This window comes from Thalassospira sp. ABD4_177, from assembly GCF_056160125.1.
In genome coordinates, this window is sequence record NZ_JBSWWO010000003.1 from 226414 (window position 1) to 239639 (window position 13226).

The 13226-nt window shown below is 50.6% G+C and carries 13 protein-coding genes and 1 tRNA gene; 9 read left to right on the forward strand and 5 right to left on the reverse strand.

What is annotated here, in order from left to right:
- Window positions 1–4: 4 nt before the first annotated feature.
- The gene (locus ACXAF0_RS17010; RefSeq protein ID WP_475347023.1) at window positions 5–805 is read right to left on the reverse strand and encodes a metal ABC transporter ATP-binding protein; all 801 of its coding nucleotides are present in this window, start codon (window positions 803–805) and stop codon (window positions 5–7) included.
- 55 nt (window positions 806–860) lie between these two features.
- Window positions 861–1835 carry a metal ABC transporter solute-binding protein, Zn/Mn family gene (locus ACXAF0_RS17015; RefSeq protein ID WP_475347024.1) on the reverse strand — a complete coding sequence of 325 codons (975 nt, stop codon included), beginning with the start codon at window positions 1833–1835 and terminating at the stop codon, window positions 861–863.
- 141 nt (window positions 1836–1976) lie between these two features.
- On the opposite strand from ACXAF0_RS17015, the gene mntR reads away from it, so the two are divergent.
- From mntR to ACXAF0_RS17040, 5 genes are all read left to right on the forward strand, one after another.
- Window positions 1977–2408, forward strand: a complete 432-nt coding sequence (mntR, locus tag ACXAF0_RS17020) for a manganese-binding transcriptional regulator MntR (RefSeq protein WP_475347025.1) — start codon at window positions 1977–1979, stop codon at window positions 2406–2408.
- A 485-nt stretch (window positions 2409–2893) separates the two neighbouring features.
- Complete coding sequence (locus tag ACXAF0_RS17025; protein WP_475347026.1) at window positions 2894–3739, forward strand: class I SAM-dependent methyltransferase; 846 nt, start codon at window positions 2894–2896, stop codon at window positions 3737–3739.
- Window positions 3740–3798: 59 nt separating this feature from the next.
- On the forward strand, window positions 3799–4905 hold the full coding sequence (locus tag ACXAF0_RS17030; protein WP_475347027.1) for a glycosyltransferase family 4 protein: 1107 nt from the start codon (window positions 3799–3801) through the stop codon (window positions 4903–4905).
- Between the two features lie 130 nt (window positions 4906–5035).
- Complete coding sequence (locus ACXAF0_RS17035; RefSeq protein ID WP_475347028.1) at window positions 5036–7300, forward strand: lysylphosphatidylglycerol synthase domain-containing protein; 2265 nt, start codon at window positions 5036–5038, stop codon at window positions 7298–7300.
- Complete coding sequence (locus tag ACXAF0_RS17040; RefSeq protein WP_475347029.1) at window positions 7297–8433, forward strand: glycosyltransferase family 4 protein; 1137 nt, start codon at window positions 7297–7299, stop codon at window positions 8431–8433. The genes ACXAF0_RS17035 and ACXAF0_RS17040 overlap by 4 nt, the downstream gene beginning before the upstream one ends.
- 264 nt (window positions 8434–8697) lie before the next feature.
- Here the strand turns inward: ACXAF0_RS17040 and ACXAF0_RS17045 are convergent.
- Window positions 8698–8787 (reverse strand) — tRNA-Ser (locus ACXAF0_RS17045).
- A gap of 327 nt (window positions 8788–9114) precedes the next feature.
- Between ACXAF0_RS17045 and rplU the strand changes: the two genes are divergently transcribed.
- The 4 genes from rplU to proB all read left to right on the forward strand — a co-directional run bounded on the left by rplU (window position 9115) and on the right by proB (window position 12044).
- The gene (gene rplU / locus ACXAF0_RS17050) at window positions 9115–9426 is read left to right on the forward strand and encodes a 50S ribosomal protein L21 (protein ID WP_062956479.1); all 312 of its coding nucleotides are present in this window, start codon (window positions 9115–9117) and stop codon (window positions 9424–9426) included.
- A 35-nt stretch (window positions 9427–9461) separates the two neighbouring features.
- The gene (gene rpmA / locus ACXAF0_RS17055; RefSeq protein ID WP_008889409.1) at window positions 9462–9722 is read left to right on the forward strand and encodes a 50S ribosomal protein L27; all 261 of its coding nucleotides are present in this window, start codon (window positions 9462–9464) and stop codon (window positions 9720–9722) included.
- A 166-nt stretch (window positions 9723–9888) separates the two neighbouring features.
- Window positions 9889–10926, forward strand: a complete 1038-nt coding sequence (gene obgE, locus ACXAF0_RS17060; RefSeq protein ID WP_475347030.1) for a GTPase ObgE — start codon at window positions 9889–9891, stop codon at window positions 10924–10926.
- Window positions 10923–12044, forward strand: coding sequence for a glutamate 5-kinase (gene proB / locus ACXAF0_RS17065; protein ID WP_475347031.1), 1122 nt, complete (start codon window positions 10923–10925; stop codon window positions 12042–12044). Before obgE ends, proB begins: the two co-directional genes overlap by 4 nt.
- Before the next feature lie 43 nt (window positions 12045–12087).
- Here the strand turns inward: proB and ACXAF0_RS17070 are convergent, their stop codons facing one another.
- Window positions 12088–12639 (reverse strand): hypothetical protein, encoded by a 552-nt coding sequence (locus ACXAF0_RS17070; RefSeq protein WP_475347032.1) that lies wholly within the window; start codon window positions 12637–12639, stop codon window positions 12088–12090.
- 103 nt (window positions 12640–12742) lie between these two features.
- Window positions 12743–13138 (reverse strand): helix-turn-helix domain-containing protein, encoded by a 396-nt coding sequence (locus ACXAF0_RS17075; RefSeq protein WP_008889412.1) that lies wholly within the window; start codon window positions 13136–13138, stop codon window positions 12743–12745.
- Window positions 13139–13226: the final 88 nt, after the last annotated feature.

Sequence of the window (13226 nt, forward strand, 5' to 3'; positions counted from 1 at the left end):
TCACTCAGGCCAGATGCAATTCATCAATATGGGTGGTGGCAAGCCGCCCGCCATAGGTTTCCTGAAGGTTCTCGGCCGTGAAGGTCGTATCAACCGGACCTTCGGCAATGCGGCGCACATTGATAAGAAGAACCCGATCAAAATATTCCGCCACCGTCGAAAGATCATGATGCACGCAAACCACCGTGCGGCCTTCTGCCTTAAGCTCTTTCAGGACCGAAACAATCGCACGCTCGGTTGCGGCATCAACGCCGGCAAACGGCTCATCCAGCAGATAGAACTCGGCATTTTGCGCCAAAGCACGGGCGAGGAAAACGCGTTGCTGCTGACCACCTGAAAGCTGACCGATCTGGCGGTCGGCGAAATCAGCCATGCCGACACGTTTCAGACAGTCCATCGCCTGGTCGCGGTGGCGTGCCCGCCACAGGCGAAATAGCCCAACCGATCCGTACAGCCCCATCAGGACAACATCAATCACGCGTGCCGGAAAATCCCAATCGACACTGGCGCGCTGCGGGACATAGGCAACGCGATCACGGGCGTCCTCAAACAGTTTGCCAAAAATGCGCACTTCACCTGACAGGCGCGGCACAACACCAAGTGTTCCTTTGAGGAAAGTCGACTTGCCCGCGCCATTGGGACCAATAATTGCCGTCATCGAACCCGCCGGGATGGATGCATCAACGGAAAACACGGCCGGCTTGTTACCATAAGACACGGTCAGGCCACGCACAGTCAGCGGCGCATCCTTTGCCGCGACGTCGAGTATCTTGCCTGACTCTGCAACCAGTTTGGCGCTGCTCATGGGTATCGTCCTGTTTCGTTTTGCGTCGTGTCGTTCGGGTTAAATCCAGCCAGCCCTAAGATCCGGCGGCAAGCTTACCCTGAAAACCACCTTCGGGGGCGTCACCACCAAGGGCACGGGTGATCAGCGTCGCATTGTGATCAAGCATGCCGATATAGGTGCCTTCATAGGTGCCCGGATCGCCCATCGCATCAGAATAGAGTGTACCACCAATCGTAACGTCCTGGCCACGGGCCTCGGCCCCTTCGATCAGGGCGCGGACATTGCGCTCCGGGACGGAGCTTTCAACAAACACGGCCGAAATCTTGCGCTCGACAATGGTGTTGACCAGATCCTCGACCCGGCGCAGGCCAGCTTCGGATTCCGTTGAGATGCCCTGAATGCCCAGCACGTCAAAACCATAGCCGCGTCCGAAATAGCTAAAGGCATCATGTGCCGTCAACAGCATACGGCTTTGCTTTGGCACCGTGGCGGTGACCTTTGACATATAGTCGATCAGCTTTTCGATCTCGGCAATATGCGCGCTAGCGTTGGCGGAATAGGTTGCTTCACCTTCGGGATCGGTTTTGATCAGCGCATCGCGTACCGCAGAAACCACCGTTTCCCAAAGTTTCGGGTCCATCCAGACATGCGGGTCAAACCGGCCGTCATAATCGGCATGGCTCAAAAGCTTGTCACGCGCCACAGCTTCGCCAACCGCAACCACATTGCGGCGCTTTTCAAGATCAAGGAAAAACTCTTCAAGCTGCGCTTCGAGATACAACCCGTGCCACAGAACAAGATCGGCGCGCGCCAGTGCGGCAATGTCGCTTCGGGTCTGACGATAGGAATGCGGATCCACGCCGGGTCCCATCAGGGCCTTGACCTCGGCCCGGTCACCGGCGACCTGGCGGGCGGCATCGGCAATCATGGATGTTGTCGCAACCACATTAAGCGGTTTTGCCTGTGATGTACTCATCCCCGCAATCGCCGAGACGGCAAGAACGGCAAGGCAGAGCGCAAGATGGCGAAAAGTGGGAAAAAGCAGCATCTGGGCGTCCGGCAGCAAATTGGAATTACTCTGGTGAATGTCCCCTATTTATGTGCGGACTTTTAAAGTTAGTCAAGGCTAAATTGCTATTTGCAAGCTTGCTTGTTATGAAGAATGCAGGAGTCTGGAGTGGAGAGATCAATGGGCGAAGACACGCCGCTTAACCCGCGTCATAACAAGGCCGAAGTGTTCGCACGCTTGCGCGATGCACATGCCCGCGAAGTGACTGAGGATTATGTCGAAATGATCGGTGACCTGATCGCCGAAGAAGGCGAGGCGCGCTCGGTCGCCCTGGCGGAACGCTTTGGCGTGACCGCCGCCACGGTCAATAACACCATCAAGCGGCTCGAACGCGACGGCTACGTCACTTCGCGCCCCTACCGCTCAATTTTCCTGACAGAAAAAGGCGAAACACTTGCCAAAAAATGTCGCGAACGCCACCAAATCGTCTATAACTTCCTAGTCTCCATCGGTGTCGATCCCGAGATTGCAGAGTTCGATGCCGAGGGTATAGAGCATCATGTAAGTGAGGAGACGTTGACCGCCTTTCAGGGGTTGATAGAAGACCTTTAAAGGCTCGCCTATGCAGGTTTCTGTCTGCGAAGTCTCAGCTGAGTAAAAACAGAAAGCATAACTGGTCAAGTAATTGCGGCGTTGTTTTCTGTTCTTCGGGGTGTGTCAATTCAGGTTGACAACTTAAGGTTGCGGGTGTGATTCTAGAGCGCAATCAATCGTTAATACAAGATGGAAATAGGCCTGCTTCGAATATATTAATCCCGAGTGACCGGAGGTATTTAAGAAAAAAGCTGAAATATGAGCAAAGGGAAAATTGTTGCGCCTACCAGAAGTGTTTGGTGCAAAATTCCAGTGTTTCTATCAGTTTGATGATGATATCGGGGAGGAACAAGGCAAGTGGAATTTCTATTTTCCTTGAGGGTGCATCTTTACATAGGGTGTTCAATATTTTTGTAACTCGTGACGTGTGATATCAAAAATGTGTTATTAGATGAACTTATTTGTTCTGGAGAAAATCCAGCTGATTGAGAGGTCTCTGGTCAATGAAATGGGCCGTTAAAGTTCTTGTTAAGATTTTGATTTCCCGGATTCCGATACCCTATAGCGTATGGAAGAAGCTAGGCTTATTCCGGCATGGTCAAATGGACTCCACCGCTTACCCGATCAAGATATTTAATCTTCACGTAAGTCGTGCATTTCCTGAAGGGGTGCCCGAGGGGGCAGTCATGCTTGAATTGGGACCTGGGGACAGTATTGCATCTGCTATTCTTGGATTTTCAAGGAAAGCAACACTAACCTATTTGGTTGATGTAGGAGATTTTGTTCGGAAAGATGTCAATTTCTACTTGGAGCTTGCACGAACTATTTCGGAGGAAGGTTTCGAAGCTCCGAACGTGTCAAAAGCTGAGGGAATTAGTGATATTCTGGAACAATGTAATGCGCGGTACCTAACAAATGGTTTGAAAAGCTTGAGAGATATCCCTTCTCATAGTGTCGATTTCATATGGTCGCATTCTGTGCTTGAGCATATCCGTAGCTATCAGTTTCAAGAAACCCTCCGAGAGCTTCGACGCATTCTCAAGCCAGGTGGTTTAATGTCCCATAATATTGATTTTAAAGATCATTTGGATTACTCACTGAATAATCTTCGTTTTCCTACTTGGCTATGGGAATCTTCTCTTTTTACAAGTTCTGGATTTTATACAAACCGTATTCCAGCCATGAGGATGCATAATATGTTTCGTGAAGAGAAATTTGAAGTTCTTCAAGAAGAATTCGGGAAGTGGCCATCTTTGCCTCTTCCTAGAGGTGCGATACATTCTGAATTTCAGCATCTAACCGATGATCAACTGAACACTAGAACGTCCCACGTGTTGCTGAAAGCATGAATGGCTGTGAAAACGAGCAAAATTTCCTATTTCCTCTGTTTAGTGTGTAATAATTCCATATGAAACTGCTGTTTGCTATCAAGCATCTTGATGGTGTGGCTGGTGGAGCCGAGAGGGTGCTGTGTACAGTATGCTCTGATCTGGTCGCCCGGGGGCACGACGTCTCTATAGTAACCTTCGATGAGCCAGGGGGGGGGGCTTTTTACGACCTAGACCCGCGTGTGCGATGTGCTGATTTGGCTATAGGAAATGCGTCCAGTTCGTCTAGTTTTCTTGATACAATTAGACGTGCAATAGTATTGCGTCGGCATATTCATGCAGAAAAACCCGACGTTGCAATCGGCTTTATGCACTCGATGTTTATACCGCTCGCTTTTTCTCTGATTGGGGTTGGTGTTCCCGTTCTAGGTAGTGAACATATTGTGCCAGAACACTATAAATCTCGTCGGTTTCAGTTTTTTCTTTTGAGGCTTTCAGCTCGAGTTTTGGACAAAATGACCGTGCTCTCTGAGAGTATCCGTGAAACGTATCCATCCGATGTCATGGGCAAAATGGTAGTGATGCCGAACCCAATTAAAAAGCCGCAGATTTCGGATGAAAACCTGAACAAAGCGACTGGGCAGTGGCTTCTAAATGTCGGAAGATTGGATGAACAGAAAGATCAGGCAACTCTGATTAAAGCGTTTGCTCAAATTGCGAGTGATTTTCCTTCATGGAAATTGAAAATTATTGGGATGGGCCCTCTGCTCTTTGATTTGCAGGATTTGGCAAAGGCAATGGGCCTTCGAGGCCGCGTGATATTTCAGAGTGTGACTTCTGAGATCGACAAAGAATATAGGACTGCGGACATCTTTGTCATTTCATCAAGGTATGAAGCCTTTGGCCTGGTAACAGCTGAAGCCATGTCCCATGGGGTGCCAGTTGTAGGGTTTGCAGATTGCGCGGGGACAAACGAATTGATTCAAAACGGAGAGACAGGAGTCTTGGTCGATCCACAAAGCGATCGTGTCACTCAACTAGCTTCTGCGTTGTCAAACCTCATGAAAAATCATGTAATGCAAAAGAAATTGGGAGGAAGGGGTAAACTCGTTATAGAAACACAATACTCGTCTGCTCACGTTTGTGATCAGTGGGAGAAATTATTGCTCGAATTAGCGAGAAAATAATATTATTTATGTTTCATGTTGTTCGAGTTTGTGTTTTTCCAATGTCATCAATAAATATTGTGGAGGTATTTTTTCGAGAATTCTCTGGATTTTCATGCTCCCACTGTCCTTACGTTAAATTGGAGTTGGGGTGACTATTTCAAAAGCGATTAAAGCTAGTATCTTGTTAATTCTTTCAGTTGGGCTTCTCTCCTTAGGGGTGTGGATTGCTGGAGCAGGTAACTTAGTCCGTGACCTTGTGCGATTCCCCGCTTGGACGCTGGGGGGTGTTTTGCTTGTACTAGCTTTAAATCTAGTTTTAGTTTCTCTTCGACTTAGAGAATTGTTGAATGTTTTTGGTGTAAGCGTTCCGTTCAGCGTTGCATCAAAGGCGAGCTTACAGGGGCATTTTGCTTCATTATTCTTTATCTCGTTTTTCGGTCAAGCAGTAGGTCGCCAGGCGATCTTGGTACGTTACGGTACTCGTCCTATCGCAATCTCCGCATTGACGGCAATGGAGAGAGCAATACTTTTTGCCGTTAGCGCTGGAATGTGCCTATTGGGGGCGCTTTGCATATTCGATAGCAATGATATAAGTGCACTCGTAGGTGGTATCCCCTTTCTCCCGATGGCTTTTGTCGCTTGTTTGGCTGTTGCCTTAAGTCTTTGGTTCGGCAGGACCACATTTGAAAAAAAATTAATCTTCGGCTCGGCCATAATCCGAAATTTTGTTCAGATTGCTGGAATTGCAATAATTACAATATTTGCCCAGAGCTTGGTATTGGCGGCCTTTGTTCTTGGTGGGCTTGGGTTGGCGCCGGACGCAGGTGTTTTGGGACTTTTGGCTGCGGCGGCAGTAACCAGTTTTGCTGCAAGTCTTCCAATATCTGTGAATGGTTGGGGGATTCGGGAAATTGCGGCGGTTTACGCATTCGGCGCTATCGGCATAACACCGTCGACCGCATTAGCTATTTCTGTACTTGTAGGGCTATCTTCGACTGCAGTTGTATTGATTGCGTTCCCATACGTTTTGACAAAGTCCCCGGCTGGGAGTGAACTATCTCTGCAAAAAGGTAAAGGTTTGGTCTCCCTGCCTGTTGAAAAGATGTCAGCTTGGGCGCTCTCAGTCGCAGCGTCCGTTCTAATATTTTTTCAGGTTCATATACCGCTTCATGGTGGTGTGATTAACTTAAATCTTGCTGATCCATTTGCTGTTTTGGCTCTTGCTGCTGTTGCGAGCCAAATAATTTTCGCGAGGCAGGTGCCAAGGTGGACTGTGCCTCATTTCAATACGATTCTGATCGTGATCCTGTTCTTGATTGCATTCTCATTTGTCAACGGCTGGCAGCTTATAGGTGTTACGCAGTGGGCTCTGGCAGGAAGGCTGTTGGGTTGGTTGGTCCTTCTTGGGTATCTTAGTATTGGTGCGCTGGTTCTCACGCATTTGGGGAAACTTGGTGCATCGCGTTTCGTTGAAACTGTAGTTTCCACATCTGTAGTGATCATACTATTTCACTCATTCCTTCGGTGGATTGCGTCGCTTGGCTGGTTGGATGCTTCCTCTTTAACGCCTAACTTCGAGGGTTTTTCGGGAAACCGAAATGCTTTTGCTTTTCAGCTTTTGTGTTGCTCGGTGCTGCTAATTGCTTACGGAGGTCTGAAAACAAAATACCTAAAACCGTTAGCTTTAGGGAAATGGTCTATCAGTAGGGTTACTTTCGTGTCTGCGGTTCATGGTGTTATTTTAGCCGGTTTGGTATTCACCGGGTCTAAGGCGGGAATGTTGACCGGTATGTTGTTGCTCTTGCTGTCTAGGGTTGCTGGATTTGCGGATAAAGTCATGTTTCGGCGAAGTATCTATTTTGGCATCATAGTGTGGGTATTTTTCGTTGTCATACTTCCACTTTTACATGACTTGGTTCTCGAGTTTTTGAGTGTTGTCGGGCAGCAGAGCGGTGGTAGGGCAGGTTCACGGGTCGAGGTGCAGAGTATTCTCTCTAATGCTGTTAGTAATCAGGAGCGTTGGGAAAGTATTGTTCGTGGTTTCGAACTTTGGCGCGAGGCTCCTTGGATAGGTCAAGGGCTTGGAGTTTTCATGGAAATGAGTTCGCTTTGGTTTAGTGAACCAACCGTGATTCACTCGACTCCAATTTGGATTCTTGCAGAGTTTGGTTTGCTTGGCGCTATAGTTTTGGCTGCGGCTTTGATCTGGATGGTGGTTTTTCTTGTTCGGAAGGGGGTAAGTGGCCCTGGAGACCGAGCGGTTCTAATGCTGCTTGGTGTTTTTTTAGTATTTAGTCTGGTTCACGAGATTTTTTATCAACGAATGTTTTGGTTAATACTCGGACTTTGTCTCGCTGTGCCATTCAGGGAAAATTTTTCCACGGTGCTTTTAGGAAAGCAATCTCGTCAATGAGCTCAAAGAAGATACTATTTATCGTAACCGAAGATTGGTATTTTTGCTCTCATCGTTTGCCACTGGCTATTGCCGCCAAGAACAGAGGTTACGAGGTAGTCTTGGCGACCCGTGTCTCGGATCGAAGAAATCTCATTGAGGAAAGCGGAATACGTTTGATTCATCTAAAGAAGATGAAGAGGTCCAGCATTAACCCTATGCGTGAGATAGCGGCATTCATTGAAATATTGCAAATCGTTTTAAGAGAGAAACCCGACCTTACACACCTGGTTGCGCTGAAACCTGTAGTTTATGGAGCTCTGTCCTCAAAGATCACAGGTTTCCCTCGGCGGGTTAATGCCCTTGGCGGTCTAGGGTTTGTCTTTTCGTCCCAGAAACTGCTGGCGCGATTTCTTCGCCCCATGCTTCTATCGTTGTTCCGTTTCATTTTTAACGATCGAAAAAGTCGGTTAATTCTTCAGAATGAACATGATTTAGCGCTGATGACGGAAGTGGCAGGGGTCGATCGCAGTAATATACGCCTGATACTTGGTGCAGGTGTCGATTTGCAGCAGTATCCTGCAACCAAGTTACCCCAAGGAATCCCTGTCGTAATGCTCGCTTCGCGGTTGCTTTGGGACAAGGGTATCGGAGAGTTCGTCGCAGCGGCTTCTTTGCTACGTGAAAAAGGAGCATTGGCGCGTTTCGTGTTGGTTGGAGATCCTGACCCCGAAAATCCGTCGTCAGTCCCTCGCGAGCAACTTCAGGAATGGAATGATTCGGGGGATATTGAGTGGTGGGGATACCAAGCGAACATGTCTAATGTGCTGTCACAAGCAAACGTTGTGTGCTTGCCAACCTACTACGGAGAAGGGTTGCCAAAGATCCTGATCGAAGCCATGGCCTGTGGGCGTCCAATCGTTACAACCGACATGCCCGGCTGTCGAACCTTGGTCAGGGAAGAGCAAAACGGAATACTCGTAACCCCAAAGAGTTCCGAAGATCTTGCACGTGCAATCGGAAAGCTGATCAAATCTCGTCAGCTTTGTGAGGAAATGGGTCAAGCGGGCCGGAAAATTGCCGAGACTGAGTACTCACTACCTCAAGTTATCGGAGAGACCTTGAGTGTTTACGAAGAACTGCATAGCAATTGAGGGCCCTTGAGAGGCAGATTTCTGGTTCATTGGCTGATGCGGCGTCGCAGTATTGTTACTTTGGTGCGAGCTTAATCAATGTTTGGTGGCACGGATACGTATACGTATACGTATACTTCGTACTTCGAATGCCAAGTAACTCCCCAATCGGAGGCTGATAGTTGGCGCCGATCAAATATTTCGGGATGCTGCAACAAGCAAAACCTGTCATTTTTGAAGACAAATTAACTCTTTATTGCACATCAAAGAAATAATGCATGGGAATGGCGGAGAGGGTGGGATTCGAACCCACGGTACTATTGCTAGTACAACGGTTTTCGAGACCGCCCCGTTCGACCACTCCGGCACCTCTCCGCATGTGTGGTCTTGGCGTTCGAGGCGGTGTTTACCGGGATGAGCGGCAGATTGCAAGAGGGAAATCTCAAATTTCGCGGACTCTTTTGTCTGGGTTTTTGTGTGGGCTTTCCCGGGGCGGGGATTGGGCGGTTTTGAAACGGGCCGGTGCGCTGGCAAAACTGCGGCTGTGGTATGCGGGCCTGGGCGGCGGGAAAGGTCACTCTGTAGTTGACTCTGCGGGCCAAAAGCGTTAATTCAGCCGTTCTTCGCAGCGGTTCGGTATCTGTTAGCAGCGGCACCGAGCTGCGCGTTTGTGTTTCCAGAATGTTTTTCAGGAACTTTTAGATGTACGCAATCATCAAAACTGGTGGCAAACAGTATAAAGTTGCCGCCAACGACGTTATCAAAGTCGAAAAGATCGCTGCCCAGGCTGGTGAAACCGTGAAACTTGAAGAAGTTCTCATGGTTGCTGGCGACGGTGCGCCGAAGGTTGGTGCTCCGTTGGTCAAAGGTGCTTCTGTTACCGCAGAAGTTCTCGAGCAGGCCAAGGGCGACAAGGTGATCGTTTTCAAGAAAAAGCGCCGGCATAACTACCGTCGCAAAAATGGTCATCGCCAGAACCTGACTGTTCTGCGCATCAAGGACATCAAAGCCTGATTTATCAGGTCAAGATGCAGTTTTAGGAGAGTTTCATGGCTCATAAGAAAGCTGGTGGTAGTTCGCGTAACGGTCGTGACTCCGAAGGTCGCCGTCTCGGCGTTAAAAAATTCGGTGGTCAGGCAGTTGTTGCAGGCAACATCCTCGTTCGTCAGCGTGGCACCAAGTTCCATGCCGGTGACAATGTTGGCCTCGCCAAAGACCACACCCTGTTTGCGACTGTGAACGGTTCTGTCCAGTTCAAGTCGGGCTTCAAGGGTCGTACCTACGTAACCGTCGTTCCGGCCGAGGCGTAAGCCTCCCGTCGGCTGCGCGATACGTAGCAAGATTTTCGAGGGAGGAATGAGCAATCATTCCTCCCTTGTTTTATGTGATATAGAATTTCGGACCTCGTTGATGCGCGGTGATCGCGCGCCGGGGACCAAGACAAAATGATAAACGGGTGCGCCCGAAGGACCGGTTATGAAGTTTCTCGATGAAGCCAAGATTTATGTGCGCAGTGGCCGCGGCGGTGCCGGTTCGGTCAGCTTCCGCCGTGAAAAATATATCGAGTATGGCGGACCGGACGGCGGCGATGGCGGCCGCGGTGGCGACATCATTCTTGAGGCCGTCGAAAACCTCAACACCCTGATCGATTTCCGCTATCAGCAGCATTTCAAGGCCGAAGTCGGCATGCATGGCATGGGCCGGCAGCGCACCGGCCGTTCGGGCAAATCCATCACGATCAAGGTCCCGGTCGGCACACAGGTCCTCGCCGAAGACCGCGAAACCCTGATTGTCGATATGATCGAACCGGGCCAGACCTATATGATCTGTCGTGGTGGCGATGGCGGGCGCGGTAACACGCATTTCAAATCTTCCACCAACCAAGCGCCGCGTCGTGCCGAAGAAGGCTGGCCGGCAGAGGAAATGTGGGTCTGGCTGCGTCTGAAGCTGATCGCCGATGCTGGTCTTGTCGGCCTGCCAAATGCTGGTAAGTCGACCTTCCTTGCGGCTTCGTCGCATGCGCGCCCGAAAATCGCCGATTATCCCTTCACCACCCTGCATCCGCAGCTCGGTGTCGTGAATGTTGATGATCATGAATTTGTTCTTGCCGATATTCCCGGCCTGATCGAAGGCGCGTCCGAGGGCAAGGGCATCGGTACCCGCTTCCTTGGTCATATCGAGCGCTGCGAAGTTCTGATTCATCTGATCGACTGCGCCGAAGAAGACCCGGTCGCGACCTATAAGACGGTGCGCGAGGAACTCGAAGGCTATGCCGAAGAGCTCGTCGAAAAGCCCGAAATCGTCGCCCTGTCCAAGGCTGATCAGCTCCTGCCGGAAATGGTCGAGGAGCAGCGCGAGATCCTTGAAAAAGGCATCGGCAAAAAGGTCTATGTCGTATCAGGTGCCACCCACGAAGGGCTTAAGGAAATCCATCGTGAGATTCGTGCCCATATCGAGGGCGAACGTGAACGCCGCGCCATGGAAGGCCGCGAAGAAGAGGGCTTCCAGCCGTGACAAACCACGCCCTGGCGGATGCAAAGCGCCTGATCATCAAGGTGGGCTCGGCCCTGCTGGTTGATGAGCATACCGGCAAGCTGCGTCGTGCCTGGCTGGAGGCGCTTGCCGATGACATCGCCCTTCTGCGAGAACGCGGGGTCGAGGTGATTGTGGTTTCAAGTGGCGCCATCGCCCTTGGCCGCCGTTTGCTGGGGCTTGATCACCGCACGATCAGTCTGGCTGATAAACAGGCCGCCGCCGCCACCGGGCAAATCAGTCTGTCACAGGTCTGGCAGGAGGCGCTTGGACGCAATGGCCTGACCATGGCGCAGGTGCTCGTCACACTTGAAGACATGGAAGGACGTCGTCGGTATCTCAATGCCCGCGGGACCCTCAATGCGCTTCTGGCCCGCGGCGCCATTCCGCTGATCAATGAAAACGATACCGTCGCGACCGAGGAAATCCGGTTTGGCGACAATGACCGCCTGGGTGCCAAAGTCGCGCATATGATTTCGGCCGATACGCTGGTGCTGCTCTCTGACATCGATGGTCTTTATACCGCCGATCCGCGCAAGAACCCGGATGCCGATCTGGTCCCCGAAGTGCGCGAGCTGACAGCTGACATCTTTGATATGGCCGGTGTTGCGCCGACCATGTACAGCTCCGGCGGTATGGTGACCAAGCTGCAGGCCGCCGAAATCGCCATGAAGGCCGGCTGTCGCATGATCATTGCACGCGGCACCATCTATCATCCGCTCAAGGCCCAGCTTGAAGGCGCCCCCAACACTGTCTTCCTGCCAAGTGAAAGTCCGCTTGCCGCGCGTCGTCACTGGATCGCGACCTCGCTCAAGGCGTCAGGAGCGATTGTTGTCGATGCCGGGGCGGCCAAGGCCATGTCAGCTGGCAAGAACCTTCTGGCGGCCGGTATAACCGGCGTTGATGGCCGTTTCAAACATGGGGATGCCGTGCGGGTGCTTGGTCCCGACGGGGCGCAGATCGCACGTGGCATCACAGCCTATGGCGCAGAAGAAACCCGTCTTCTGATGGGCCATGCCTCGGGCGATATCGAAGCCACCCTTGGCTTTACCCGCGGCAACGCCATCATTCATTCCGATGATCTGGTGATGACCAAGTAGTAGAAGTCTAGATGCTGAACTGATCAGCCATCAGGACGCTAGATCAATTCACTTCAGAAATATCTTTCAGCTCCTGTTTCATTTTCCGCTTCAGTTCCTTGCGAAATATTCTTCTCGCTTCGCACTTAGAGATTCCCATCTTTCTAAGGTGAAAAAGTGCCTGTGCCTTAGCCTGCCTTCTGAAATCGTTCGAGCGGCTTACGAACCCCGTAAACATAAGACCAATGAAAAATGGTATGGCATACATAAATGCTAAAGCGACCAATATAATCAGAAACTCGCGCAGGCCAAGACTTGCAGGGCTCATGATCGCGTTAGAGATATGTTTCGAAAATGGTACGATTGTAAGGGCTAGTGGTGTCACGATTGCGATAATGATGCTGAAGAGTAAAATTTTTCCATTGATGCGACCGGGTAGCTTTTCGTAGGCAAGCGTCCGAGCAATTTCTTTAATCAGTTTATTGGCTCGCCATTTGTGTAACGACCGCACCGTTGCGCGTAAGCAAAGCGGTGGGGTGCGGAACAAAAGGATTGCGCTAATTGTGAGTAAGGACGTTAAGAGAGCAAGAGCGCTTGCTTCAAGATAGGAAATCAAAAGCTGTCCCCTTTTATCAGTATTTGATGATGTAAAAAAGGCCGCCCTCCAGTTTGAAGGGCGGCCTTTTTTTAATGGTGGCACTATGGTCCGTGAGGCGGACTTAAGCAGCCTGATCGGCAAGGGCACGGGCCATCTGGCTCAGTGCTTCCTGATGCTTCTCGTGCTTGATGCTTGCGAAGTTCCGGGCAAGTTCAAGGCACATACGCTGACGCGCATTAAGCTCGGTTTCCTGATTGCCTTCCAGGCCTTCATAGAAATAGCTTACCGGAACGCCCAGCACCTGGGAGATCTCGTAAAGGCGACCAGCAGAGATGCGGTTAATGCCGCGCTCATATTTGTGAGCCTGCTGGTAGGTAACGCCAATCAGGTCTGCCATCTGCTGCTGGGAAAGGCCCAGCATGATGCGACGTTCACGGATACGCTGACCAACATAACGGTCAGTGTCTGTCGCGCGGTTTGCGCGCTTCGGTTCTTCGGTTTGTGTGTTCTCAGTCATGTTATAATCCGTTATCAACCGCCAGTTATTATTCCCCACTTCGGATGCTGTCGAGCTTGTTGTTTTTGCCCGATGAACCATCGATCAC